The sequence below is a fragment of the Lichenicola sp. GTC18331 genome, assembly GCF_055386855.1.
Window position 1 is genome coordinate 1942115 of record NZ_AP045015.1, and the last position, 25606, is coordinate 1967720.

Annotated in this window: 19 protein-coding genes; 13 read left to right on the top strand and 6 right to left on the bottom strand. The window is 68.5% G+C overall.

Annotation, left to right across the window (positions count from 1 at the left end):
- Positions 1-40 precede the first annotated feature (40 nt).
- Both ACZ5BM_RS08895 and ACZ5BM_RS08900 read left to right on the top strand, forming a co-directional pair.
- Positions 41-1558 carry a site-specific DNA-methyltransferase gene (locus ACZ5BM_RS08895; protein WP_498907548.1) on the top strand — a complete coding sequence of 506 codons (1518 nt, stop codon included), beginning with the start codon at positions 41-43 and terminating at the stop codon, positions 1556-1558.
- Positions 1558-4146: a DEAD/DEAH box helicase gene (locus tag ACZ5BM_RS08900; protein ID WP_498907549.1), complete on the top strand. Its 2589-nt coding sequence runs from the start codon at positions 1558-1560 to the stop codon at positions 4144-4146. The genes ACZ5BM_RS08895 and ACZ5BM_RS08900 overlap by 1 nt, the downstream gene beginning before the upstream one ends.
- Here the strand turns inward: ACZ5BM_RS08900 and ACZ5BM_RS08905 are convergent.
- The 5 genes from ACZ5BM_RS08905 to ACZ5BM_RS08925 form a co-directional block, all read right to left on the bottom strand.
- Positions 4061-5257 (bottom strand): glycosyltransferase family 4 protein, encoded by a 1197-nt coding sequence (locus ACZ5BM_RS08905; RefSeq protein WP_498907550.1) that lies wholly within the window; start codon positions 5255-5257, stop codon positions 4061-4063. The two genes, ACZ5BM_RS08900 and ACZ5BM_RS08905, sit on opposite strands and share 86 nt — an antisense overlap.
- Positions 5258-5273: 16 nt before the next feature.
- Positions 5274-7016, bottom strand: coding sequence for a heparinase II/III family protein (locus tag ACZ5BM_RS08910; protein WP_498907551.1), 1743 nt, complete (start codon positions 7014-7016; stop codon positions 5274-5276).
- Positions 7017-7035: 19 nt separating this feature from the next.
- On the bottom strand, positions 7036-7722 hold the full coding sequence (gene rpe / locus ACZ5BM_RS08915) for a ribulose-phosphate 3-epimerase (RefSeq protein ID WP_498911558.1): 687 nt from the start codon (positions 7720-7722) through the stop codon (positions 7036-7038).
- 94 nt (positions 7723-7816) lie between these two features.
- Positions 7817-9370: a thioredoxin family protein gene (locus ACZ5BM_RS08920; RefSeq protein ID WP_498907552.1), complete on the bottom strand. Its 1554-nt coding sequence runs from the start codon at positions 9368-9370 to the stop codon at positions 7817-7819.
- A gap of 197 nt (positions 9371-9567) precedes the next feature.
- On the bottom strand, positions 9568-10842 hold the full coding sequence (locus ACZ5BM_RS08925; RefSeq protein ID WP_498907553.1) for a 16S rRNA (cytosine(967)-C(5))-methyltransferase: 1275 nt from the start codon (positions 10840-10842) through the stop codon (positions 9568-9570).
- 112 nt (positions 10843-10954) lie between these two features.
- On the opposite strand from ACZ5BM_RS08925, the gene ACZ5BM_RS08930 reads away from it, so the two are divergent.
- The 10 genes from ACZ5BM_RS08930 to ACZ5BM_RS08975 all read left to right on the top strand — a co-directional run bounded on the left by ACZ5BM_RS08930 (position 10955) and on the right by ACZ5BM_RS08975 (position 22032).
- The gene (locus tag ACZ5BM_RS08930; RefSeq protein ID WP_498907554.1) at positions 10955-12097 is read left to right on the top strand and encodes a hypothetical protein; all 1143 of its coding nucleotides are present in this window, start codon (positions 10955-10957) and stop codon (positions 12095-12097) included.
- Positions 12090-13388 carry a hypothetical protein gene (locus ACZ5BM_RS08935; protein WP_498907555.1) on the top strand — a complete coding sequence of 433 codons (1299 nt, stop codon included), beginning with the start codon at positions 12090-12092 and terminating at the stop codon, positions 13386-13388. The genes ACZ5BM_RS08930 and ACZ5BM_RS08935 overlap by 8 nt, the downstream gene beginning before the upstream one ends.
- On the top strand, positions 13385-14572 hold the full coding sequence (locus ACZ5BM_RS08940; protein WP_498907556.1) for a hypothetical protein: 1188 nt from the start codon (positions 13385-13387) through the stop codon (positions 14570-14572). The genes ACZ5BM_RS08935 and ACZ5BM_RS08940 overlap by 4 nt, the downstream gene beginning before the upstream one ends.
- 35 nt (positions 14573-14607) lie before the next feature.
- Positions 14608-15378, top strand: coding sequence for a YggS family pyridoxal phosphate-dependent enzyme (locus ACZ5BM_RS08945; protein ID WP_498911559.1), 771 nt, complete (start codon positions 14608-14610; stop codon positions 15376-15378).
- A 40-nt stretch (positions 15379-15418) separates the two neighbouring features.
- Positions 15419-17434 (top strand): potassium transporter Kup, encoded by a 2016-nt coding sequence (locus ACZ5BM_RS08950; protein ID WP_498907557.1) that lies wholly within the window; start codon positions 15419-15421, stop codon positions 17432-17434.
- The gene (gene hemW, locus ACZ5BM_RS08955) at positions 17434-18597 is read left to right on the top strand and encodes a coproporphyrinogen-III oxidase family protein (RefSeq protein WP_498907558.1); all 1164 of its coding nucleotides are present in this window, start codon (positions 17434-17436) and stop codon (positions 18595-18597) included. The genes ACZ5BM_RS08950 and hemW overlap by 1 nt, the downstream gene beginning before the upstream one ends.
- An 11-nt stretch (positions 18598-18608) precedes the next feature.
- Positions 18609-19715, top strand: coding sequence for a nucleoside hydrolase (locus ACZ5BM_RS08960; protein WP_498907559.1), 1107 nt, complete (start codon positions 18609-18611; stop codon positions 19713-19715).
- Positions 19716-19760: 45 nt separating this feature from the next.
- A complete protein-coding gene (locus ACZ5BM_RS08965) occupies positions 19761-20189 on the top strand; it encodes a DUF1489 family protein (protein WP_498907560.1) in 429 nt (142 codons plus the stop codon).
- 124 nt (positions 20190-20313) lie between these two features.
- Entirely contained in the window at positions 20314-21582 is a 1269-nt protein-coding gene (locus tag ACZ5BM_RS08970) for a transglycosylase SLT domain-containing protein (RefSeq protein WP_498907561.1), read from the top strand.
- 45 nt (positions 21583-21627) lie between these two features.
- Positions 21628-22032 carry a hypothetical protein gene (locus tag ACZ5BM_RS08975; protein ID WP_498907562.1) on the top strand — a complete coding sequence of 135 codons (405 nt, stop codon included), beginning with the start codon at positions 21628-21630 and terminating at the stop codon, positions 22030-22032.
- Between the two features lie 42 nt (positions 22033-22074).
- Here ACZ5BM_RS08975 and ACZ5BM_RS08980 read toward each other — a convergent pair whose 3' ends face one another.
- Complete coding sequence (locus ACZ5BM_RS08980) at positions 22075-23172, bottom strand: alkene reductase (RefSeq protein ID WP_498907563.1); 1098 nt, start codon at positions 23170-23172, stop codon at positions 22075-22077.
- Between the two features lie 150 nt (positions 23173-23322).
- Between ACZ5BM_RS08980 and ACZ5BM_RS08985 the strand changes: the two genes are divergently transcribed.
- Positions 23323-25542: an AfsR/SARP family transcriptional regulator gene (locus tag ACZ5BM_RS08985; RefSeq protein ID WP_498907564.1), complete on the top strand. Its 2220-nt coding sequence runs from the start codon at positions 23323-23325 to the stop codon at positions 25540-25542.
- Positions 25543-25606 lie beyond the last annotated feature (64 nt).

Genomic DNA, 25606 nt, shown 5'->3' on the forward strand with positions numbered 1-25606 from the left:
CCGGCCGCTCGCCGCCGGTTCCATCGAAGGCGGGGACCGGGTGCCGATACTGGACTGGATGACGCGCGGAACCGACATACACGCAGCCGCCTCGGTGCCCTATCGTTTGCTGGAGCCGACTCCCGACTTGGACGGCGGCAACGCCGATCCGGCCAACATGCTGATCCGGGGCGACAATCTCGACGCGCTGAAGGCCTTGCTACCTTACTACAAGGGCGCGGTGCGCTGCATCTATATCGATCCGCCCTACAATACTCGCTCGGCGTTCGAGCACTACGACGACAATCTTGAACACAGCCAATGGCTGGCGATGATTTACCCGCGTCTCGTGCTGCTGCGCGAGTTACTGGCAGAAGACGGCAGCATTTGGGTCTCGATTGACAACAACGAGGGGCACTACCTCAAAGTTGTGATGGACGAGGTATTTGGGAGACAAAATTTTCTAGCAGAAATCATTTGGCAGAAGCGCACATCACGTGAAAATCGCGCTGCCATTGGCTTGGCACACGACACGGCGCTTGCTTATAGCAAGATGACACCCACCCGTTGGAAAACAGTCCGAAACCCATTGCCGCCGAACCTGAACGGCTTTTCTAATCCGGACGCCGATCCACGCGGGCCTTGGCGCTCCATTCCATTCTCGGCACAGGGTCACAGGCCTAATCAGATGTATATCATCGAGGGGCCGAATGGCGAACGACATGAGCCGCCCCGTGGCCGCTGCTGGGGCGCGACCGAGCAGGTTTTCCGCCGATACGAGGCCGAGAACCGTGTTTACTTCCCACGCGAGGGTGGCGGCCGCCCGCGTATCAAGCAGTTTGCCGGCGAAGAAGTAGGTTTGGTGCCAATGTCCCTATGGTTGGCTGGAGATGTTGGCACTAACGAGGAGTCGAAACGAGAAATCTTAACGCTGTTTGATGACGAGACACCGTTCGGAACTCCAAAACCCGAACGTCTTCTTCAGCGCATAATCCATATTGCCACCAATCCTGGCGATCTCGTGCTCGACAGCTTCCTCGGCTCCGGCACCACGGCGGCGGTGGCGCATAAGATGGGGCGGCGTTGGATCGGCATCGAAATGGGCGATCATGCGGAAACGCATTGCAAGCTCCGGCTGGACAAAGTGATCGCCGGCGAGCAGGGAGGCATCTCGGAGGCGGTCGGCTGGCGTGGCGGCGGTGGCTACCGCTTTTTTCGGCTGGGCGAGACGGTGTTCGATGCCGACGGACACATCACGGACGGCATCTCCTTCGCCACGCTGGCCGCCCATGTCTGGTTCAGCGAAACGGGAACGCCGTTCGGCGGTGCCGTGACCGGGCCGGTGCTGGGCGTGCATGACGGCACCGCCTACGCGCTGCTTTACAACGGCATCCTCGGGGATCGTTCAGTGAACGGCGGCAACGTGCTGACGGCGGCGTTGCTGACGCGGCTACGCGCGGAGGCGGGATCGGACGGCCCGATGATTGTCTATGGCGAGCGCAGCCGGCTGGGTGTGCAGCGGCTGGCCGATGCAGGAATCGTGTTCAAGCAGACGCCCTACGACGTGAAGGCACGCTGATGCAGCTCAAAGGCTATCAGACGCGCGCGCTCGATGCGCTGCGGGTGTTTCTGGACCGAGCGACGATCAGCCCCCACGCCAAGGCTTACGAGGCGGCCTGCGCGCTTGGCCGGCCAGGCAGCTATGCCGCCAGCTATCGCCCGCTCGCGGGCCTGCCAGACGTTCCCTACTGCTGCCTGCGCCTGCCGACCGGCGGCGGCAAGACGCTTCTGGCCGCGCACGCAATCGGCATCGCGCGCGATACCTACCTTGCCCGGCGATTCCCGGTGGTGCTGTGGCTGGTCACGTCCACCACCATCGCCGAGCAGACACTGGGCGCGCTCAAGCGCATCGGTCATCCTTACAGGCAGGCGCTGGAAACCGCGTTCGGCGGCGCAGTGCGGGTCTACGGCATTGACGAACGGCGGCAGATTCGCCCGCAGGATCTGACGGACTCGGCCACCGTGATCATCGCGACCGTGCAGTCCTTCCGGGTCAGGAACGCGCCCGACCGCAATGTTTTTCGCGACGACGAGGAGTTGGAGCCGCATTTCGCCGCGATACCGTCGCAGCCTGGTCTGATGCTGCATGAAAGCGGGTCACGCCGGGGCCGGCCGATCGCCAGTTTCGCCAATCTGCTTAAACTGCATCGCCCCCTGCTGATCGTGGACGAGGCGCACAACTTCATCTCCACACTGACGGGCGAAGTTTTCGAGCGTCTGTCCCCCGCCGCCGTGGTGGAGTTCACCGCGACGCCGGTGCGGTCGAACGTGATCGTCTCGGCCACCGCCGCCGAGCTCAAGGCGGCGGACATGATCAAGCTGCCGATCCACCTCTCGCAACATGCAGGCTGGCAGGCCGCGATCGATTACGCGGTCGATAACCGTGCACGGCTGGCGGCCATTGCGTCGACGGATGGCGGCGGGATACGCCCGATCGCGCTCTATCAGGCGCAGCCCGAGCGCGAGGGGGCGGAGGCGAAAGTTGCGGTGGTAAAGCAGCACCTGATCGAGAATTGCCGCATACCCGCCGATCGAATCGCGGTCGCCACCGGCAGCCAGCGCGAGTTGGACGGGATCGACCTGTTCGATCCGGCCTGCGTAATTGAGCACGTCATCACCGTCGATGCGCTACGGGAGGGCTGGGATTGCTCCTTCGCCTACGTATTCTGCTCGCTGGCCAGCATTCGCAGCAGCGGCGCGGTTGAGCAATTGCTGGGCCGGGTATTGCGGATGCCGTTCGCCACGCGCCGCTCGTCGGAGGAGCTGAACCGCGCCTACGCTCACGTCTCGGAGCGCAGCTTCCATGACGCGGCGGACGGTTTGCGCGACCGTTTGGTTGAGATGGGTTTTGACGAGCGCAGCGCGCTGGAGGCGATCGTCGAGGCGCCCCCGACGCTCAACCTTGATGGCCAGTACCCCATTTCCGATCGGCCGACACCCCCGTTGCTGCGGGCGACGGTGCGGCCCGACCAGACGAACTGGACGCCGGAGATGGTCGCGGCAACCCGGATCGCCGACAGCGGGGATGGCAGTGTCGCGATCACCATTGATCCGGCAACGCCGGAGCCGGTTGTCCGCGAAGTCGCCGTTGCGATCCTGCATGATGCGCCGGAGGCGGAGTCGTTCTTGGATCGATTTCGGGCCAGGGCGGCGGTCGCCCTATCACCGGCTGAACAGGGGCAGGTGCTGGTGCTGCCCCGGCTGACACTCGACACCGACGGTCAGCGCGAACTCGTCTTTCCAGAGAGTTTCGTTGACTTGGGCGGCTGGGATCTTCGAACGGTTGATGCGCTTCTGCCCGGCTTCACCCTGACGGATCGTCCGGACGTGTTTGCCATGGATGTAGAGGGCGACCACGTAATTTTCAGCCGCATTGAGAACACAGTGGAGCTGGCACTCGATGACGCCGCCGGCTGGGATGCCTCGACCCTTTCCCGGTGGCTGGATCGCTCGACACGACAGCGGGATGTCGCGCAGCCGGTGTTCCTGGAATATTGCCGACGGGTGGTGACGGAGGCGGCGACGCGGATCGCGCTGCCGATCCTCGTGCGCGGCAAGTTCGCGCTCCGACGCGCGATCATCGCGCGCGTGGCGCAATTGAGACACGAGGCGGGACGCAGGGGTCTCCAGCTCGTGCTCGACGACATGGCGCCAAAGCTCGATTACGGTGATCTTGCCTTCCGATTCAGCAGGGCGGGCTATGATCCGCGCACGCCCTATACGGGGCCATGGAAGCCCAAGAAACATTTCTTCGCACGGGTCGGCGACTTACGTCATGGCGGCGAAGAGTACTGTGCCGCCGTTGAAATCGACGACCATCCCGCCGTGAAACTTTGGGTCCGCAATGTCGACAGAACCGAGTGGTCCTACAAGATCCCGACATCGAGCGACTTTTTCTATCCCGACTTCATCGCCGAACTAACAGATGGGCGAATGCTTGTCGCGGAGTACAAGGGCGCCGACCGCACCGACAATGCGGACAGCCTGGAAAAGCGCAACATCGGTGCACGACTCCAGGAAATCAGCGATGGGCGTCTGGTCTTCGCTTGGCTGGAGAAGGACCGCGCAGGCGGGATTTGCCAGCAGCTCGACGCAGCGATCGGTTAGAACTACCTTCCAGCAACCGCACCGTCCGCGCCACCACCGCCGCCTCGTCGTAGCGCTCCACCGCCCGCGCGCGCCCGGCCGCGCCCATGCGGGTGCGCAATGCGGCATCCGCCGTCAGCCGCCGCAACGCATCCGCCAGCGGCGGCACGGCGCGCGGCGGCACCAGCAGGCCCGTGACGCCCGGCACCACCTGTTCGCGCGGGCCGCGAATATCGGTCGCCACCACAGGCAGGCCGCACAGCATGGCCTCGATCACCGACATGGGCAGCCCCTCGAAATGGCTGGGCAGGGTGAAGATGTCGGCGGCGGCGAGCAGGGCAGCGATGTCGGTGCGATAGCCGAGGCGTCGCAGGCGCGGGCCCAGCACACGCTCGGCCCGCGCGAAGGCCTCATCGAGCGACTCGCCGTGATCGGACGGCAGGCGCTCGCCCACTACCCACAGCTCCGCCCCTGGCACCGCCTCCATCGCTTCGAGCAGCTCCGGATAGCCCTTGTGCCGCACCAGACGCGACACAGCGATCACCACCGGCCGCTCGTCCGGCACGCCGAACACGTCGCGGATGCGCCGCCTCGCCTCCGCATCCGGCCGGAACAGCGTCGGCGAGCGGCCATTGCCGATGCCGGTTGCGCCTTTATGCAGCCCGAGCCTGCGCGCATCGGCCGCCTCCTCGTCGGACACGGTCAGATACAGCGTGGTGACGCGCCCGGCGATCCATTCCAGCGCGAGTGCCAGCCACCGCCTTTTGCGCGAACCAGGCTGGTTGAACAGAAAGCCGTGGCAGGTATAGGCGATCGCCCGGACGCCGCAGAGACGCGCCGCCAGACGCGCCAGAACGCCGCTGATCGGCATGTGCGCGTGCACCAGATCCGGCTTTTCCCGCCGGATCAACCGCAGCAGCGCCCAGAAGGCCCGTGCCTGCGCGACCGGCGACAAGGACCGCGCCATCGGCGGGGTCAGAACCCGGAACCCGGCCGCGCGCACGTCGTCCAGCAGCGTCCCGTCGGCGCAGACCCCCACCACCTCGTGCCCGTTCCGGCGCAACCCCTCCATCAAGGGCAGCAGGAAATGACGCAGGGAGAAATCGACGTTGGTGATCTCGAGAATCTTCATCGGGACACAGCCGCGGTCAGGTTTCCACCCGGCTCAGCGCCCAGCGCACGGTACGGGCGGCCAGAGCGGCGTCCGGTCCGGTCTCCTGCACGGCGTCGGCAGGTTCGGCTTCGTCCGCGGAGGTCTCCGATGCAGGCGCGTCCTTGTCGGCGGGCTTGGCGGCGGCAGGCGTCACCGCGATCACGATCTGTGCGCTGCGCCTGGGGGTTTCGCCGCCCAGATAGATGCTTTCCTCGACCGACAAGCGGCCGCTATCGGCCCGCAGGCGCCATTTGGCGCCGGACTCCAGCGTGAGCAGCACGGACCCGCCATCCTCGTCCGCCGGCGATTCCCGACGCGCGGTCACGGCGGGATGCAGATGGAAGCGCAGCGCGAACGGCACCGGCTTGTCCGCCAGCCCTTCGCCCAGAAGCGCGTCCTCGCCGCGAATATCCTCGCCGCCTTCGGCGATATAGATGCGCCGCGCATGGGTGGCGCCGAAGCCGGGCAGATAGCCGTCCTGGGTCAGATCGAGCCAATGCGCGCCGGACGATTCGTGATGATCCACCGTCACCTTGTTGGGCCGGCGCGACACATGACCGGCGCGGAACTCGGAAGACGAGGTATCGGCCACCACCAGGGTGGAGTGCGCGGCGGTAGCGCGCAGCGCGTCGCGCCAGGCCGGTGCCGTGCCCGCGCCGCAATTGACGATCAAACGTTCGCGGCCGACCGACAGCTCGAACGACAGCGTTCCGGCATGGGCGTCGGCTGAAAAGCCCGGCGGCGGCGGCGGACCCACATCGGCGATCAGCACGACGCGACCGGACTGGATGCGCACGAAACCGCCATCCGGCATCGCCGTCGCCTGCGACCGGCCGCGCGTGGCCTGGCTCAGCACCAGATCGATCCGCGCCGGGTTCTCCTCGTAGGCGCCGTTGAACAAGGCCAGGCCGCCATCGGGATGGCGCAGCGCGCGCAGAACCGGCGCCATCCGGTCCAGGGCCGCGGCCATCGCCAAAGGCGGCGCGATCTGTCCGGTCTGCATCAGCAGACGCATCTCGGCCAACTCGCGCAAGGCGGCGAGCTGCGAAGCCGGGCTGCGCTCGGCATGGGTGCCGTCCGGCAGGATCTGTCGGCCGATCTCCGGACCGACATGGCGCAGGGTGCGCGACAGGTAGCCGGACTGTCCCGGCATCGCCACGGCGCAGGCCAGCAGGCCCTTCAAACAGGCCAGGGCATGATGGTCGTGCTCCGGCGTCGGAATTCCCGCCGCCAACAGGCGCGCCTCGGCGAACAAACGCGTCATCAGCTTCTGCCGGAACGCGTCGTCGGCGGAGGCGGCGAAGAAATCGAAATGAGACAACCAGGCGGTGACGCGGGAGGCCACCACATGCGGCAGACGCGCCACCGGATCGTGCGGCGGTCGCGACAACCATTCCAGCACGAGGGCGCGCGCCCGCAGCCTGCCGCCATCCGTACCCAGCGCGCGCAGATCGCGCAGCCAGGAGAAGCCGTGCGCGTGCGCCCGGAGCGTCTCGGGCACGGTCTGGTCGTTCCACTGCCCTTCGCCTTGCCCTGGGGCCAGACGGATGGTGGTGCCGGCGAACACGAGTTCGCCCTTCATCAGGCGGCTGCCGCGTCCGGTATCACCCGGCCAGGGATCGCGGATGGACACGGACGGCGCGTCGGGCACGCGGCTGCCGGACAGGCCGGGCATGCCGGCCAGCGACAAGCGGGCGATTCCCAGACGCGCGTCCCGTGTCCAGCGACCCATCACCATTCGCGGCCGCGCCGATGCGTCATGCGGCGACGGAGCCGCCGCCGCGCAGGGACCGGATCGCCGACGCGCGGTCGGCCTGGCCGAACACGGAGGTTCCCGCCACCAGCACGTCGGCGCCGGCTTCGGTGCAGAGCCCGGCCGTCTCGTGGTCGATGCCGCCATCGACGCCGATGCGGATGTGGCGCCCGGTCTCGTCCGCCATGCGACGCAGCGTACGGATCTTGTTCAGCTGCGAATGCAGGAATTTCTGCCCGCCGAAACCGGGATTCACCGTCATCACCAGGATCATGTCCACCAGATCCAGCACCGGGGCGATCATCTCGGCCGGCGTTGCGGGATTGATGGCGATGCCGGGCTTGATGCCGAGAGCGCGCACCGCCTGGAGCGAACGATGCGTGTTCGGGCCGGCTTCCACATGCAGGTGGATGTGCTCGGCGCCCGCCTCCGCGAACATCTCCAGGAACGGGTCGACCGGCGCGATCATCAGATGCACGTCGAACACGAGCTTGCTGCGCGGACGCAGCGCCTTGATCACGGGGGCGCCGAAACTGATGTTCGGCACGAAATGGCCGTCCATCACGTCCAGATGCACCCAGTCGGCGCCCGCCGCCTCGATGGAGGCGAGCTCCTCGTCGAGCCGGCCGAAATCGGCGGCGAGAAGGCTGGGCGCCACCAGGATGGCGTTCGGATCGGAGGCTGGTTCGATGGTGCTCATGCGTGCGCGCATGGTGCAATGGATCAACCAGCCGGCACAAGGTCGGCTCCCGGCGAAACGATCGCCGGGGCGGCCGAACGCTCCGTCAGCTCTTCAGCACGTTCTGGCAGCGACCGCCGGCGCAGGCGGCGTCCAGCTGGGCGTCGAGCGTCCGCAACACCGACGCGCCGTCGTTCTTCGCGCTCCAGGCCCGAAGCTGGTCGCCCCAGCGCGCCACCTTGCGCTGCGTCCGCTCGGCATAGCCGCTGCTGTTGTGCGCCAGCCGGTCGATCACCATCGAGGCCGCCGCCGACACCGCCTCCTTCTGCGCCGGCTCCAGCTTCATGACCGCGTCCGAATACCGGATCGCCCACTGGATGCGCGTCGCCGGCCCTTCGGCGGACTCCGCCGCCTTGCGCGCCCAGTCGAGCGCCGACGCGTCGTTCTTCTCGGTCTCCGCCAGATCGGACAGATCGGCCATGTAGTAGAACGGTGCCACGGCATGCGGCAGCTCGGCTTCCCACACGGCGGCACCCCCCTTGGGATCGCCGGCCTCGACCAGCAACTCCCCGGCGCCGGGCATCACGCCCTGGCGCAGCTGCGGGTTGGTGGCGAGACGATCGGCCATCGCCACGCGGGCCCGCACCTTGGCCAGCACGTCAGGCGGCACGGTGCCGTGATGGGCGGCCTTGGACAGCACGATCTCCGGATCGATGCTCGACACGCGGTCGCCGAGCGGCACGGTGTCGTCGGCGGCGATCCGGTCCATCGCCGCGACCAGATCATGCGCCAGACGCGCACGCTCCGCACCCGGCGGCAAAGCCAGGATCAGGGTCGCGGTGCCCTCGGCCAGCTCCTGCCGGTTGTTCTTGACCTCGGCATAGCTGGCCAGAATTCCGGGCAGGGTCTGGCGCAGCACCGCCTGCTGTTCGGCGGACAGCTTCGGCTGGTCCGCATCGCCGCTGGCCATCAGTAGGGCGGTCAGCGCGAAATGGCGTCGCATCGCCGGGTCGGGCGCGGCTTTGGCCAGCCTGGCGACCAGGATCGACCCCTTGGCCAGATCGCCCACATGTTTCGGATCGTCGAGCCAGTCGAAGCTGGACAGCAACTGCCAGTCGGCGGGCGACAAACTTGCCGGGTTCTCCGCCCGCGCCAGCAGATCCTCGGTGGAGCTGGTGCGCGCGGCCGCCAGCTTCAGCACGCCGGTGAGGGTATCGGCCATCGAGCCGCCGGACAGGCGGGTGATCTCCGTGTGGTCGGGCAGCAGCACGATCACGGTCGGATAGCCGGCGATGCCGAAGCGCTCGCCCCATTTCTGCGCGTCCGGAGCATCGCCATCGAGATGCACCGGCACGAAATTCCGCGTCTCGGCGATGAAGGTCGGATCCTTGAACAGGCCCTGCTTCAACTGGTTGCAGGGCGGGCACCATTTGGCGCCCCAGTAGAGCAGCACCGGCTTGTTCTTCTCGCGCGCTTCCGCGAACGCATCCTCCACGTCGCCTTCGCGCCAGTCGATCTGCGGTGCGGCGGCGGCCGGGCTCTGCGCGGCGGTGGCGGGCGTCGTGGCCTGCGCCAGAGCCGGTGGCAGTGCCAGTCCCGGTGCCGCACCCATCGCCGCGATCGCCGATCCCGCGACCAGAAGTCCCAACCAACGACCCATGGATCGACCCTCCAGCGAACGGCGCCTGCGCGTCATGACAGCGGGATCGTGCAGGAACCGTGCCGTGCTGGCCAGTCGCGATGCGCGCCGCGCGCCGCACCACCCCGTCAGGCGGGCATGTTACGGCGCCTCCACGGTCTGCGTCGACGGCACCGGGCAGCGGAGCCATCGCCGCAGTCTCGGTGCCGTCAGGAGGATCAGACGCGAAAGAACCGGGCGGCGAAGAATCCGTCCATGCCCCCATGCTCCGGCCACAGGCCCGGATGGGTGCGCAGCCAGCCCTCGGCCGTGCGCGCTTCCGGCAGCATCGCCAGCTCCGCCTCCGTGAACGGATCGGGGCGCAGACCGAACCGCGACGCCGCCGTCGCGCGCTGCGGCCCTTCTTCCGGCTGCATCGAACACACGGCGTAGACCAGCCGACCGCCCGGACGCAGCATGCGCGCCGCCGCTTCAATCAGGCGGTCCTGGGTCTCGGTCAGCCCGCCCGGATCGGCCACGCGGCGCAGACGCAGCACGTCCGGATGGCGACGCGCTGTGCCGGTGGCCGAACACGGCGCGTCCAGCAGAACCGCGTCCAAAGGCTGCGGGGGTCGCCATTCGGTGGCGTCGCCCTGCACCAGCTCCACCTCCAGACGAAGCCGGGCGACGTTCTCGCGCAGGCGGCGCAAACGGTGCGCGTCGCGCTCCACCGCCACCACGCGGGCGCCGGAATGGGCGAGCTGCGCGGTCTTTCCGCCCGGCGCGGCACACAGATCGGCGACGAACTCGCCCGGCCGGGCCGCCAGCAATCGCGCCGGCAGAGAGGCTGCGGCGTCCTGCACCCAGAACGCCCCTTCCTCGAACCCCGGCAACGCCGCCACGCGCGTGCCCGCAGGCAAGCGCACCGAACCGTTTGGCAGCACGATGCCGCCGTCCGGCACCGCGGCCTCCGGAGCGAGAGACAGATCGAGCGGCGCTTCCCCGCCCAGAGCCTCGGCGATCCGGCGCGCATCGGCGCCCCAGCTCGACCAGAGCCACGCCGGAACGTCGAGGCGCGCCTGATCCAGCCCCTCCAGCGCCGCCGGCCCGGCCTGTGCCACACGGCGCAGGACCGCATTCACCAGCCCGGCGAAGGGTTCGAGCTTGTTGGCGCGCACCAGCGACACGATCGTGCCGACGGCCGCATGCGCTGGGGTGTCCAGCAGCAGCAGCTGGGCCGCGCCCATCAGAAGCGCCAGCCGCACCCGCTCCGGCGGCGCTTTCTTCAGAAACGGCTCCACGGCGGCATCCAGCGTGCCCATACGACGCAGAACGGTGGCCGCCAGACGATGCGCCGCCGCGCGATCGCGTGAGGAAACAGGGCTGTCCGCCGGATCCGCCGCATCGAGCGCATCCTCCAGCGCCCGGCGTTTCTCGCTCACGGCCACGAGCACGTCGAAGGCGATCTGGCGGGTCGGGTCGGAAGACGGGGGGCGCGTTAATCGACTGTTCATCGTTCTCGGTCAGTATTCCACACGGTGCGGTGCGCCGCCGGACAAATGCCACGCGAGTGGACGAACCGCCAGGGCGCCGCCTCCGACAAGAAGTGTCCCAGGATGACCGTCGATGATGCTCTCGCGTGAGTGGCAACGAAACCAGCGCAGCGCCGACGACCCCTCCGGCACGCTCGTTCCTTTCACCGCGCCGCTTCTGTGCGGCGTCTGCGTGCGCCGCGCCGGCAGCAAGACCGATTTCCTGCTGCCCAATCCGTCCGGAGGCCGTGGGATCTACGTGGTGAGCTGGGCGTCGATCGCGGAGTACGCGTCACCCACCCTGCACGACGTGGTTCTCGCCGGCCGGCTGGCGGAATTGCCCGTGATCGATCCACCCTCGGTGCGCAGCCTGGCGCAAGCGGTGGGGTCGGAGGGTTACGCCGGGCGCGCCGTCGCCGAAGCGGCCGAACGCGCGGCTGCCCGTGAGCAGGGCGAACGGCTCCGGCTCTGGTCGCGGCTTCTGATGGCCCTGATCGACGCCGCCGGCCTGCTCCCCGAAGAACGGATCGGGCATCTCCAGAAGCTGGGCCAGGCCGGCCCGTGCCTGATGACTCCCGGTCTTGAAGCGCTGTCGATACGGCTGGGCTGGACCCCCGCCGGCTTGTTCGATGCCCTGGCCCGTCTTTCCGCCGCCTACACGCCGGTTCTCCCCAACGGACGGTTTGCGGTCCTGCTGACCCGGTTCGATCGCATGCGCGGCGAGATCGCGCACGAGATCTCCCTGCTCCGGGCAGACCGCGGCAGCGATCACGACCTGCCCGCCCCCTTGCGCCGGTTGTTGCCCGACCTGGAACGGTGCCGGCACCACGGTCAGTCCGTGTTCGATGCGGCGGCGTCCCTGCTGGAGCGGCCCCTCGACCTTCTGATTCTGTGGCAGGCGGGTCCCCTCGCCCCGCTGCGGCTGATCGCCGACGTCGAAACCGGGCTTGATGGCTGGGACAGGATCGCCGCTCTCTGGATGAGCGCCACCAGCGCCACTGCGCGCATCGCGGTGTTGCCGGAGCTCGCCTTGTTGGCCCGCCTGGCCGCGGAACGGAGTCAGACCGATCCGGACACGGTCCCGGATCCTGTCCACAAACCGGTCGTCCCCGAACCGGCGGCGGAGGACGACGAACGCCCGGCAGGCCCCCGCTTCGCGGGATCGGCTTCGGAGCTGGTGGCCCGCAACGAACGCGCGCGCGTGCTGGAACTGGATCTGGGCGGCGCGCATGGTTGACGCACCGGGCATCGGAACAACTCCGCCCAAAACGGCGACCGCCCATCTGACCGCCCTGGGCGAGGAGTTCCGCGAGGTCAGCGACGCCAAGCTTCGCAAGGTCACCCGATTGATCGACGGCATGCCCGAACGCGGCGCCGCCGATGCGTTGCTGGAACCGCTGCGCGACCGGCTGGCGACCCTGCGCCCGGTTCGGACCATGCATCGCAACCGGCTCCTGTTCACGCCTTTCGACCGTCTGCTCGTTCCTGCCGCGCGCTGGCAGCCGGGCACGCCCACTGTGCCACGTTCGATCGTGGGCCCGGTGCTCGCCCTGCTCGAGGCGGCAGACGACAAGACCCTTCCCACCCCCCCGGTGTTCGATGCCGACGACACGACCGAATTGTCCCGGCATGGCCGTCCGCTATGGCGTGCGGCCGCGGCCATCCTGAGCGGTTCGCTTATCCCGTCCGGCTGGAACGACCCCGCCTGGGCGGCATCGAGCGGCATCTCCCCCGCGACGCTGCGGGAGTTTCTGCCCGTGCTCGTTCTCGTGTTCCGCAGCGCGCACGCCATCCGCGTCCTGCCCTCCCCGCGCGACCCGGCGCTGGAACCGGCCTTGTTGTCTCTGCTCGATACGGCTGCGGAAACCGGACCGATCGGCTGGGGCGTCATGCTCGCACTGCTGATGGAAGAGGTCCCGGCCGATCTGCTGATACGCCTCGCCGGCACGTTCGCCCGTGGCCATCGCCTGGGATCGATGCTCCGCACGGGCATCGATCAGGCCGTGACGCGTATGCTGGGGCATCTGGAACAGGCCGCGCGACCCGCTGGCGACGACCCGTCCCCGGACGATCCCGCCCTGCTGCTGCGCCGTCTCGAGGTGATGCGACGCGTGGCAGACCTGAATCAGATCGAGAACCGCCCCGGCTTCGAACAAAAGCGCGCCGAAAGATTGAGGGACGTGCTGGATGCCGGCAGCCGGACCCTGTTCAGTCGCTGCCTGCGCGGCCGTCTCGACAGATTCGAGCGGGCCCTGGCGACGTCCGCGCCCGATCCGGCCGATCTCGCCATTCTCGAGACCATCGAGACGGATGCCCGCCATCTGAACGCCTTCGCCGCCGCCGCGGCCGGACTGGACCGCGGGCAGGATTACCAGATCATGATCGAGCAAAGCGTGATGCCGTTGGTGAGCGTCCTGGACAACCAGACCGCCGTCGCCCGGCTGCGGCTGGTCGAACTGTTGTGCGGCAGCGACAAGGCGGTTCAGCTCGCCAGGGCGCGGCGCTCCGTTCCGGGAGAACCGCGATGATCGCCGCTCAGATCGCACCAACTGGCCGCGTCGCGCCTTTGTCCGTTCCGGCTCGTCCTGCGGGCGGCCGATCCTTCGCGCCCTACACCCGCGGTCCCGGCGTCCTGCTCCAGCGCGACGAGAACGCTTCCGATGCGGGCGTGCAATTGCCGCTCCTGGCGCCCACGCTGGCCGGGCTCCGGCTTCGTATGGGCAGCAACGGAACCGAGTTCATCCTGCCGAACCCGTCCGGCGGACGCGGCGTCTACGTCACGTCCTGGCCGGTGGTGACCGGCTTCGCCACGCCCTGCCTGCACGACACGCTGTTGATCGGACGCTTGTCGGGCGAGAAGCGGATCGACCCTCGCGTCGTGCGCGACGCGGCCCGCGCCGTCGCCCAGGAAGGACATGCCGGGCTGGGCGCGACCGAGGCCGCACGCGACGTGGAGGAACAGCAGCGCAACGGCGCTCTCCGTCTGGGCGGCCAGCTTCTGCTGGTGATCGCCCGGCGTGCCGGTTTCACCCGGCCGGAGGAAGCGGCGCATTGCCTGAGCCGGGCCGGCTTCTTCGAACTGGCAGGGCGGCTCGGCTGGCACGCTCCCGAACTCGCCGAATCGCTCCGGACCGTATCGGCGCAGTTCGCCACCGTCTGCACCGGCATCGCCGCCGACGGTCATGCGCCGTCGGACCACTGGGGCCCGGCGGGCATCCCGCGCAACGGGACCGGACGCTGGGGACGCATCGCCACGCTGTTGCAAAGACTCCGCACCTCGCTCGCCGAGGAACACAGCGCCAGCCACGGTACGGACGGTGCCGTGATCGGCCGGATCATACAGGCTGCGGACGCAAGTCTTGCCGCGCTGGACCGGCTTCTGCCGGAAGTGGATGCGGCCCTGCTCGATCCGATGCCGCTGCTGGCGGCCTGGCGCGACGGCGTCCGGCAGGGGCCGGACTGGATGCACCGGCTCGAAACGGTTCTCGATGGCTGGGCGCGCGTTTGCCTGCTGTGGTTCGATCCGGACACGCCGGGGCGAAGGCAGGCGGTGATTGCGGAAATGGCGATCCTGACCCGCATAGTCGGCAATGGCGAAAGCCGGCCGCAGGGTGAGATACCCGGCGACCCGGCCAGCAGAAGCTCCATGATCCTGGCGCGGAACGAGCGTCTGCGCGCCCGGGAATTGTTGCTGGAGATCGGCGGCGCTTGACGTTCCGGCCCAGGCGAAGGAACCAACAGCCGATGATGTCTCCTTCCCTGGATCGAACGCCCCCTTCCGGGCGCCCGGTTGCCGATGCCGGAACAACGTCGATCGCCCTTGCGCTGGCGACGATCCGCGCTCGCATGCGCGAGGCCGCCCTGGCTTCCGGCCGCGCGCCGGACGCGATCGAACTGGTCGCCGTGTCGAAATTCCAGCCGCACGAGGCCGTGCTCGCGGCGCTCGCCGCCGGCCAGACCGTGTTCGGCGAGAACCGGGTGCAGGAAGCGGAGAACAAGTTCGCCGGGCTTCGGGCGGATCATCCCGCGCTGCGCCTGCATCTGATCGGCCCGATCCAGACCAACAAGGCGGCGGACGCGGTGCGCATCGCCGATCGCATCGAAACGCTGGACCGTCCGCGTCTGGCAGATGCGATCGAGGCAGCGGCACAAAAGCACGGCCGTCTGCCGTCCCTGCTGGTGCAGGTCAATATCGGCGAGGAGCCGCAAAAGGCCGGCGTGTCGCCCGAGCACGCAGATGCGTTCATCGAGGCGTGCCGCCGCCGGTTCGGCACCGCGCTGACCGGGCTGATGGCGATCCCGCCCAATGGCGCCGATTCCGCGCCATTCTTCGCCCGCCTGGCCGCGATCGCGGCGGCGCACGGGCTGTCCGAGCTGTCCATGGGTATGTCGGACGATTTCCCGATCGCGATCCGGCACGGCGCGACCTCCGTCCGGGTCGGCAGCGCCATCTTCGGCACGCGTCCGGAACCGGGTGCTGGGATGACGCTTGAGTCGCCGCCGAACCCAATTGCATGAACCGCGGCATGATGTCCCCTCTCCTCCGGAGCTTCGCCCGATGAGCGACCTCGTCGGCACGTCCGGCCCCGAAGGGGGCGCCGCAGCACCCCCCGCCACGGGTCCGCTGCCCCAAACGCCTGCAAGCGGCCGGCAGGGCGCGCGCGGCGCCGCGGACACACCTGCGCCCGGCGGCGGCCACGGAACCGTCCGCAACCGCGCGGTCACCGCCGCGTCGCTGATGGCCGTGCTCGGCGTCGTCTATGGCGATATCGGCACCAGCCCGCTTTACGCGCTCAGCTCCACCATCAACATCATCAGCGCCAACGCCCCGCCCTCCCCCTGGGAAGTGCTCGGCATCGAGAGCCTGATCTTCTGGTCGCTGATCCTGGTGGTGACGGTGAAATACGTCGCCCTGATCATGCGCGCCGACAACAACGGCGAAGGCGGCATCCTGGCGCTGATGGCGCTGGCGCAGCGCGTGGCGCCGGGCCCGAAACTCCGGGCCACGCTCGGGCTGGTCGGCATCGTCGGCGCCTGCCTGTTCTTTGGCGACGGCACCATCACGCCCGCCATCTCGGTCCTGTCCGCGGTGGAAGGGCTCGAAGTCAGCATCCCGAGCGCCGCGGAAGTGGTGCTGCCGATCGCCCTGATCGTGATCGTGGCGCTGTTCAGCTTGCAGTGGTGCGGCACGGGCCGGGTCGGCCGCGTGTTCGGCCCGGTGATGCTGCTCTGGTTCGGCGCGATCGGCGTGATCGGTGCCGCCGAAGTCGTCCACCACCCCTTCATCCTGCAGGCACTGCTGCCGCATCATGCCGTGCGGTTCGTGACGCATCACGGCTACATGGCCTTCATCGCCCTGGGCGCGGTGGTGCTGTCCGTCACCGGCGCCGAAGCGCTCTACGCCGATATGGGCCATTTCGGCCGCAAGCCGATCCGCGCCGCCTGGATCGCGCTGGTGCTGCCGGCCCTGGCCCTGAATTATCTGGGCCAGGGAGCGCTGATCATCGGCAATCCCGCGGCGATCAAGAACCCGTTCTTTCTGCTTTGCCCGCCCTGGGCGCAGCTCCCGATGGTGATCCTGGCGACCCTGGCCACCGTGATCGCCAGCCAGGCGATGATCACAGGCGCCTTCTCCGTCGCCCGCCAGACCATCCAGCTCGGCTATTTCCCGCGCATGCGCGTGCTGCACACCAATGCGGACGAGGAAGGCCAGATCTATGTGCCGCAGGTGAACCGGGCCTTGGCCGTGGGCGTGGTGCTGCTGGTGCTGGCGTTCCGCTCCTCCGCCAACCTCGCTTCCGCCTACGGCATCGCCGTGACCGGCACCTTCATGTGCACCTGCGTTCTGGCCATGGTCGTGTTCCGGCGCGTCTACAAATGGTCGCGTTTCGCCTCCGTCGCCGTGTTCGGCGGCTTCTTCCTGCTGGATGCCACCTTCTTCGCCGCCAACGCCCTGAAGATCCCGCAAGGCGGCTGGGTGCCGCTGCTGCTGAGCGTCGTGCTCACGACGCTGATGACCACCTGGAAGACCGGGCGCGGCCTGATCCTGAACCGCTGGCGTCAGGACAGCCTGCCGCTCAACTCCTTTCTGGCCCGCCTGCCGCAATCGCGAACCCTGCGCGTTCCAGGCATCGCCATCTTCCTGACCGCCAATGCCGAATACGTACCGGCCTGCCTCCTGCACAACCTCAAGCACAACAAGGTGCTGCACGAGCGCGTGCTGTTCGTGACGGTGCAGAATCTCGACCAGCCCGAGGCCGATGCCGGCGGCCGCATGCAGGTCGAGGAGCTGGCCCCGAACATCCATCGCGTCACCATCCGGGTGGGCTTCATGGAAAGCCCCAACCTGCCCCGCGCCCTAGAGGAACTCGGCGCGCACGGGGTCGATTTCGACCCGATGCAGGCCTCCTATTTCATCAACCGCGAGGTGCTGGTGCGCGGCACCATCCCCAAGATGCGGCTCTGGCGCATGTCGCTGTTCCTGGTCATGGCCCGCAATGCGGTTCCGGCGATCGAGTTCTTCCGCATCCCGTCCGACCGCGTGGTGGAGCTGGGCGTCCGTATCGCCATCTGATGCAGACGCTCGCCCTCTATATCCACTGGCCGTTCTGCCTGCGGAAATGCCCGTACTGCGATTTCAACAGCCACGTGCGCGACGTGCTGCCGCAGGAGCGTTTCGCCCGCGCGCTGCGTCGCGAACTCGCCTGGGAGGCGGCACGTCTGGGCCGCCGGCGTCTTGGCTCGATCTTCTTCGGCGGAGGCACGCCAAGCCTGATGGCACCCGAAACGGTGGCGGCCCTGATCGCCGACGCCACAACCCTGTTCGATCCGGCGCCGGATCTCGAAATCACCCTCGAAGCCAACCCGACCTCAATCGAGATCGGACGTCTGCGCGCCTTCCGTCAGGCCGGGATCAACCGCATCTCGATCGGCGTGCAGAGCCTGGACGATGCCGATCTGCGCATGCTGGGCCGCGAACATGACGGCGCCCAGGCGATCGCGGCGCTGGAAACCGCCCGCGCCATCTTCCCGCGCTTCTCGTTCGACCTGATCTACGCCCGCCCCGGCCAGACGGTCGCGTCGTGGCGCGACGAACTCGACCGCGCCCTGGCCCTCGCCGCCGACCACCTCTCGCTCTACCAGCTCACCATCGAACCCGGCACGCGGTTCGAGGCGCTGCACCGCCAGGGCCTCATCGCCCTGCCGGACGAGGCGCTGGGCGCGGAACTCTACGCCGAAACCGAGCGCGTCGCCGCCCAGCACGGCCTGCTCGCCTATGAAGTGTCCAATTACGCCCGCCCCGGCTCGGAAAGCCGGCACAACCTCGCTTACTGGCGCTACGCCGACTATGCCGGGATCGGTCCGGGCGCGCATGGCCGGCTGACCCTGCCGGATGCCGACGGCAACCTCGCCATCCACGCCACCAGACGCCATCGCGCACCCGAACCCTGGGCCGATCTGGTGGAACGAGACGGCCACGGCAGCACCGCCGAAACCGTTCTGGTCGCCCCGGAGCCGGCACGCGAAATGCTGCTCATGGGGCTGCGTCTGCGCGAAGGCATTGATGCCGCCCGCTTCCAGGCTCGCACGGGCACAACCCTGCCGGATGCGCTGGAGCCGGACATTCTCGAACAGGCTTTGGCCGAGAACTACCTCGACTGGCACGACGGTTGCCTGCGTGCCACCGAAGACGGCCGGATCAGGCTCGAGGCGCTGCTGGGCGCGCTGGTGAGATAGGAGTGCACGCGTTGAACAGAACCCGAAGCCGGGATTGGGGCCGCAGACTGGCCGCGCTGGCCCTGCTATCCGCCTCCACGCTCGCCGCGCCGCACGCCCGCGCGGAAGCGCCCATGCTGGTGATCGAGGACAACGATTTCCTGGGTCCGGGCGGCTCCGATCTGCAATCCACCCTGCCTCTGCTCGCCAATCCGCATGTGAAGGTGCTGGGCTTCACCGTGGTGGCCGGCGATGGCTGGGAGAACGCGGAAGCGGCGCATCTGCTGCGCTTCCTGGAGATCGCCGGCCGTTCCGACGTGCCGGTCTTCGACGGCGCCACCCTGCCGCTGGTGAACAGCGTCGCCCGCATGCGCAACTGGGAAGAACGCTTCGGCACGATCCCCTGGAAGGGCGCCTGGGGCGGGCTCGGCTCGATCGACAACGTCCCCGCCACGCAGCCGCCGGTCGGAACTCTGTCCGAAGGCGCACCGCACACCCATACCGGCGCAGAGACCGCCGCCGCGTTCCTGATCCGCGAAGTGCACGCGCATCCGCATCAGGTGACGATCGTCGCCGTCGGACCGATGACCAATCTCGCTCTCGCGATCCGTCTCGACCCCACCTTCGCCGCCAACGCCAAGCAGCTCGTGTTCATGGGCGCGCTGATCGACACCAACATGGAGGCCGTCACCGGCAATGCCGACTGGGCGTCGGACTTCAACTTCATCTTCGATCCGGAAGCCGCCCATATCGTGCTCACCGCCGATTGGCCCAAGATCGTCTCGCTCGGCAATGTGTCCGGCAAGATCATGATGGACAAGGCACTGATGGACCGCATCGCCGCGGTGAAGACGCCGCTCACCACCTATCTCCAGGCGAACATGGCGCCGCTGCCGCTTTGGGACGAGATGGCCGCCGCCGTCGCCGTGGATCCGTCTTTGATCACCCACGCCGTGGACGCGATGATGGATGTCGATCTCACCGACGGAGTGAATTACGGCCATGCCCATGTCTGGGCCCCGGCTCTGGCGCCGAAAGGCATGGGTCTGCGTCCGGTCAGCGTGGTGCAGGAGATCGACTTCAAGCGGTTCGTGGACGGCTTCGTGCACGACGCGCAGTTCACGCCGCCCCATCCCTGACGCCGGGCTGTTGGCGCAGGGCGCCCGCCTGCTAGACAGAGAGCCATGCTTCATCTGATCAAGCTGGCGGTCGGCTCGCCCACGCCGGAGGTGCTGGCCGGCTGGCAGAAGCGCCGTGCCGCCGAAACCGGCGCGCATGGCGGCCGCCCCTTCTTCCGCACCCGCAACTTCCCCCGCCGTGCGGACGAAATCCTCGACGGCGGCTCGATCTACTGGGTTACGGGCGGCATGCTGCTGTGCCGGCAGCGCATCCACGCCATCGTGCCGGACCAGCGCGAGGACGGCACACCCTGCACCGGCGTGGTGCTGGACGGCCCCGTCGTGCCGGTCACGCCGCGCGCGGTGAAAGCCTTTCAGGGCTGGCGTTATCTTTCCGCCGCCGACGCCCCGGCCGATCTCGAAGGCAACCCGGCGACGGGAGACACCCTGCCGCCGGAACTGCGACGCGCATTGCTGGCACTCTGTCTGCTGTGAGCAGACCAGACGAACCAATGAGTTAGCGTGCATGCCTGTGGCAGATCGGCAAGTACGGCCAGGAATCGTCTGACCGGAACAACCGGAGATTGATCCGGCCTGTCCGGCCCGTCACCATGCGTTCATGCGCGCCCGCCCCTCGATGCCACCCGGTCTGTGGCTGCTGCCGACGCTCTGCCTGCTGGCAGCGTGCGGCGGCGGATCGCGTCTGGCCCGCACGGATGCCTATTCGCCGGGAAGCCAGGTCTATCCCGAACCCGGCCCGCCGGGCGATCCGTGGCGCCCCTATATCCGCGACGCCTCCAACCGCTTCTCCGTGCCGCAGCAATGGATCCGCGCGGTGATGCATCAGGAATCCGGCGGCCACGAATACAGGAACGGCCAGCCGATCGTGTCCGGCGCCGGCGCCATGGGGCTGATGCAGTTGATGCCAGCCACCTATGCCGATCTGCAGTCGCAGTACAATCTCGGCAACGATCCGTTCGAACCGCACGACAACATCCTCGCCGGCACCGCCTATATCCGGCAGATGTACGGCAAGTACGGCGCGCCGGCCTTTCTGGCCGCCTATAATGCCGGCCCACAGCGTCTCGAGGACTACCTGTATCGCGGCCGGTCCCTGCCCAACGAGACGGTGAACTACGTCGCCTCCATCGCCCCCAATCTGGGCACGGAGATCGCGATGAGCGGCCCGCTCGCCGCCTACGCCACAGGCGGCACGCCGGACAGTTACACCGCCCCCGTGCAGCTCGCCTCCTACCGCACGCCGGTCTCGCGCAGCTGGTCGCGTCGCAGGCGCGGCGGCGCAGCCTGCTGGCACGATCCGAACGCGGCCTACGATCCCGATGCGCCGTGCCAGACGCCGCCGCCTCCGGCCGCCATCCCCATCGCCGCCCCGGTGGCGATCGCCAGCGCGGTGCCGATGGCACCCCCGATCGGCCAGTCCCAGGCCATGCCACAGCCCGGCTGCGCCAGCAATCCCGACGCCGCCTACGACGAGCCCTGCCCCGCCGCCCCGATCACCGCCGCCCCGGTCGCCATCGCCTCGGCCGCACCGGCGACCGTCCCCGCCTATCAGCCGGCGACCGCCTATGCCCGCCCGAGGCCGATCCCGGTGGCCGCCCGCGCCCCGGCCAATTTCGGCAACTGGGCGATCCAGGTCGGCGCCTATGCCTCGGTGGAGCAGGCGCGCTTCGCCACCACCATGGCGCGTCAGGCCGATTATTCCCTGCTCGCGGGCAGTCAGAGCGTGGTGCAGCCCACCACCCCCTTCGGTCATGGCGTGCTGTATCGCGCCCGCCTCGCCGGGCTGGCCCGCGCCGATGCCGGGCAGGCCTGCTCCTCTTTGTCCGCGCACAGCATTCCCTGCATGGTGGTGCAGCCCGGCGGATGAACCGCCCCCTCCCCGGCATCGTTTGCGATGACAGGAGGATGAACCATGAGCGAGTTCACTACGCTGAAGCCGCACGACCCGCTGCCGGACGGCCCCGCGGTCGTACTGATGCACCGGTTCGAGGAAGACGATCCGCACCAGCTGATGATGGAGCTGATCGTGATCCATGCGAACCAGTCCGAGGAAACCAGCCGTCTGATCACCCGCGACGGCACGCCGCTGCCGCTGGACGAGGCGCGTCAGCGCGCCACGGAGGCCGCGAAGGATGCCGGGATCGGCCGGCTTTTCCTGATCGACCGCACGGAAGGTCCGCGCGAGCACGAAATCCTGGAGCACCATGGCGATCGTAGCGCCAACGGCGACTCGTTGTCCGACACCGACGAAGAGGACGGCGTGGTCGGCAGCGACATGCGCGACATGGCGCTGAACGAGGCGCCGCGCCGTTTCTGAGATGGCCGGCCGGGCGGATCGCACCGCCCGGCCGACGGCACATCAGTCGCCGGACGGCATCGACGGCCAATCCGAGTACCCGACGCTGCCACCGCCGTACCAGTATTGTTTCGGCGCTTCGGCCAGCGGCGCGCCGGTCCGGAGCCGCTCCACCAGATCGGGATTGGCGATGAACGGCCGCCCGAAACTGACGGCGTCGACGCGCTTCTCGTGGATCGCTTCGGCCGCCATCTCTGCCGAATAACCGTTATTGCCGATCAGCATCCCGTCCACATGCCGTCGCATCCAGGCCGCATCAAGCCCTTCCGGCTGATCGCGCTTCTGCTGCGTCACGCCTTCGATCATGTGCACATAGGCCAAGCCCAGCGGTTTCAGCGCCGTCAGCAATGCGCCGTAGGTCCCGGCCGGATCGTTGTCGAGCGGCGTCTCGCCCGGCATGGTGGTACCGGGAGACAGGCGGATGCCGACGCGATCGCCGCCGCCCCATTCCTCCGTGACCGCCCGCACCGCATCGACAGGAAAGCGGATGCGGTTCTCCACCGAGCCGCCATAACGGTCGTCACGCGTGTTGGTGCTGTCGCGGATGAATTGTTCCAGAAGATAATTATTGGCAGCATGCACCTCCACGCCGTCGAACCCGGCGGCGCGGGCGCAGCGTGCGGCGTTGCGGTAATCCTCCACGATGCGTGGGATCTCGTCCGTTTCCAGCGCCCGCGGGGTGACATGGTCCTTCATGCCGTCCCGGGTGAAGGCCTGGCCGACCGGACGGATCGCGCTCGGCGCCACCGGCAGATCGCCGCCATGCAGATCGGGATGGGAGATGCGGCCGGTATGCCAGAGTTGCAGCACCATGAGGCCGCCTTTGGCATGCACGGCATCGGTCACGCCGCGCCAGGCCTCCACCTGCCGCGCGTTCCAGATGCCGGGCGTCATGGCGTAGCCGCGCGCCTGAGGGGAGATATTGGTCGCTTCCGACACGATCAGCCCGGCTCCGGCGCGCTGGGCGTAATAGTCGGCGGCGAAGGACGGGACGATGCCGTCCTCGCTGGAGCGGCTGCGGGTCAGGGGCGCCATCACGATGCGGTTGCGCAAGGTCAGCGCGCCGGCGGAAATCGGGGTAAACAGGATGTCTGTGCTCATGCGCACACCATCGCCGCGATCGACGCCCGAGTTCCGCTCGTGTCGCGATCGGTCGGATGGGCAACCGAATCGAAACGGGCCTAGGATGCTCCGGCCGGAGAGTTTTCCCGACATCGCCCAAAAGGAAAGGCGAGCGCGAACGTGTTGTTGATGAACAGGCCGGCCCTGCCGAGGCCGGACGCGGTGCTGCTCCGCTTGAAGCTGATCGGCCATATGGAAGCGCTGACGCTCGGAAACGAGAGCGTCCTGCCGCTGGGCCGCAAGACGCGCGGACTCCTGGCGATCCTGGCCATGAGCGGACGCCGTCCGGTGCTGCGCCTGCGTCTGGCCGAGCTTCTCTGGAGCCGCCGTTCGGAGGAACAGGCGCGCGCCTCCCTGCGCCAGGAAATCCATCGCCTGAGCGAGGCGCTGAGCCCGCTCGGCACGGACGTGGTCGCGGTGGACCGTCACACCATGGCGCTCAAGCCGGCACTGACGTCGGTGGACGCCGAGCGCATCCTCACCGCCCGGCCCGGTCAGGCGGACGGGCTGCCGCCGATCGACGGCGTGCTGCTGGAAGAACTGAACGGCACCGACCCGGCGCTCGACCTTTGGCTGGCGACCGAGCGCTCGCGTCTGCGCGACCACGCCACCGCCCTGTTCGAGGAGATGCTGGGGCGGCACCGCGACCCGGACGGTATCATCACGGTAGCGAAACAGCTTCTGTCGCTCAATCCGCAGCACGCCCGCGCCTGGCTCTCGATCCTCCAGGCACATCGGGAGCTCGGCAATCTGGCGCTCGCGCGCCAACTCGGCGAACGGTGCATCGCCGCGATGGACGCGACATCGCTGAGCGCATCCGGGCCGGACCTGCTCGAGGCACTCCAGGCGCTGGGCCTGGAACGCGAATTCGGCGGCTCGTTGCCCGCGATCGAGACCGCGCCGGCCGACGCCGCGACGCTCCGTCCGGACGGGGACCACACGGACGCCCTTCCCGTCCCCGCCGACCTCGCGGCGCCCACCCCGGCCGCGACGCCGAATGCCGGCGCGCCGGTCTGGCCGGCGCAACAGGTCCAGTCTGGCGACCAGCCTCTGCTGGTGATCGTTCCGGTCATGGTACTCGATGCGAATGCGGATGCCCGCATCGCCAGCTTCGCCGCCGGGCTAGTGCAGACGCTGCAGACCACGCTGGTCGGCAACAGCTGGAGCCGCGTCGTGTCCGGGAGCGCCCTGGACGAATGCCTGTCGCACGGTCGCGACGACGCCCTGCTGCGCCGCCGCTTCGGCGCCCGGTTCGTGGTGGACGGCACCGTACAGCCTCTGGGCGAGACCGTGCGGGTGATCCTGCGGCTGAGCGATATCGGGGCCAACGGCCAGCTGTTGTGGGCGCATCGCTTCGATGGCCGTATGGACGCTCTGCTGGTGCTGCAGGACCGGATCGCCGAACAGGCCTCCGCCCGCCTACCAACGGAGATCGTGATGGCCGAGGCGGTTCAGTCCCGCCGGAGCTCGACCGCCGAACTGGAACCGCACCAGCTGGCGGCCCTGGTCCTGCAACGGTTGAACGGAGCCGACCGCGCCGGCATCGAGCTGTGCATCGGCATGCTGACCCGCGCACTGGAGGCCACGCCGGACAGCGCGCATCTCCATGTGGTGCTGGGCCTGTCGCATCTGATCCTGGCCCAGCAACGGTGGGGCGACACCGCGATGCACACGGTCAGGGCGGAAGCGGAGGCTCGCGCCGCCCTCGCGTTGAAACCGTCCGAGACCGTGGCCCTGGCCGGCTGCGCCCTGGTGCTGAGCGAACTCCAGAACCGGCCCGATGCCGGCCTGGTGATGGTGGAACGCGCCCTGCTGGTCGATCCGTACTCGTCCATCGCCTGGGCCGTGGGCGCCAACATCAAGCTCCGGCTCGGCCTGCTGGACGACGCCGCACAACATCACCAGCGCTACAAGACCCTGTACGACACCCATCCTTTCGCGGCGATGCTCGATCCGGCCGGGATCATGCTCGCTCTGCTGCGCGGCGATTTCGAGGAAGCAGGGCGTCTGGGACTCCAGCACACCGAACTGCATCCGGGCTTCCTGCCCGGGCAGGTGCCCTATCTCGCCGCGCTGGGTCATCTCCGTCGCACAGCCGAAGCGGCCCGCATCCTGGAGCGTCTGCTGCAATCCTGGCCGGATAGCGATACGGCCACGCTGGTCGCGCGCGCCGGTCTGCGCGATCCGGCGCATGCCGCGATCCTGCATGACGGGCTGCTTCTGGCCGGATTGTCCCCGGGCGGCGATCCGCAGCCGAACACGCCGCCGGCCCCGCTCAAGACCGGGGCTTCCGCCCCCCGGACCCGGCGCACGCGCCGGCCGCTTGGCGCGGAACCGCTTGCAGGATAGACACAGCCGCAGAACGGTTTCGTTCGAGCCCCCTTTTGGCCCCGTTCCCTGGAAGAGGCGTCAC

Bases quoted from the DNA above. Each gene is read 5' to 3' on its own strand.
- ACZ5BM_RS08940 (WP_498907556.1), top strand. From the start codon at position 13,385: ATGATCGCCGCTCAGATCGCACCAACTGGCCGCGTCGCGCCTTTGTCC.
- ACZ5BM_RS08920 (WP_498907552.1), bottom strand. From the start codon at position 9,370: ATGGGTCGTTGGTTGGGACTTCTGGTCGCGGGATCGGCGATCGCGGCG.
- ACZ5BM_RS08950 (WP_498907557.1), top strand. From the start codon at position 15,419: ATGAGCGACCTCGTCGGCACGTCCGGCCCCGAAGGGGGCGCCGCAGCA.
- ACZ5BM_RS08935 (WP_498907555.1), top strand. From the start codon at position 12,090: ATGGTTGACGCACCGGGCATCGGAACAACTCCGCCCAAAACGGCGACC.
- ACZ5BM_RS08945 (WP_498911559.1), top strand. From the start codon at position 14,608: ATGTCTCCTTCCCTGGATCGAACGCCCCCTTCCGGGCGCCCGGTTGCC.
- ACZ5BM_RS08970 (WP_498907561.1), top strand. From the start codon at position 20,314: ATGCGCGCCCGCCCCTCGATGCCACCCGGTCTGTGGCTGCTGCCGACG.
- ACZ5BM_RS08905 (WP_498907550.1), bottom strand. From the start codon at position 5,257: ATGAAGATTCTCGAGATCACCAACGTCGATTTCTCCCTGCGTCATTTC.
- hemW (WP_498907558.1), top strand. From the start codon at position 17,434: ATGCAGACGCTCGCCCTCTATATCCACTGGCCGTTCTGCCTGCGGAAA.
- ACZ5BM_RS08980 (WP_498907563.1), bottom strand. From the start codon at position 23,172: ATGAGCACAGACATCCTGTTTACCCCGATTTCCGCCGGCGCGCTGACC.
- ACZ5BM_RS08925 (WP_498907553.1), bottom strand. From the start codon at position 10,842: ATGAACAGTCGATTAACGCGCCCCCCGTCTTCCGACCCGACCCGCCAG.
- ACZ5BM_RS08975 (WP_498907562.1), top strand. From the start codon at position 21,628: ATGAGCGAGTTCACTACGCTGAAGCCGCACGACCCGCTGCCGGACGGC.
- ACZ5BM_RS08930 (WP_498907554.1), top strand. From the start codon at position 10,955: ATGATGCTCTCGCGTGAGTGGCAACGAAACCAGCGCAGCGCCGACGAC.
- ACZ5BM_RS08985 (WP_498907564.1), top strand. From the start codon at position 23,323: ATGAACAGGCCGGCCCTGCCGAGGCCGGACGCGGTGCTGCTCCGCTTG.
- ACZ5BM_RS08910 (WP_498907551.1), bottom strand. From the start codon at position 7,016: ATGGTGATGGGTCGCTGGACACGGGACGCGCGTCTGGGAATCGCCCGC.
- ACZ5BM_RS08900 (WP_498907549.1), top strand. From the start codon at position 1,558: ATGCAGCTCAAAGGCTATCAGACGCGCGCGCTCGATGCGCTGCGGGTG.
- ACZ5BM_RS08965 (WP_498907560.1), top strand. From the start codon at position 19,761: ATGCTTCATCTGATCAAGCTGGCGGTCGGCTCGCCCACGCCGGAGGTG.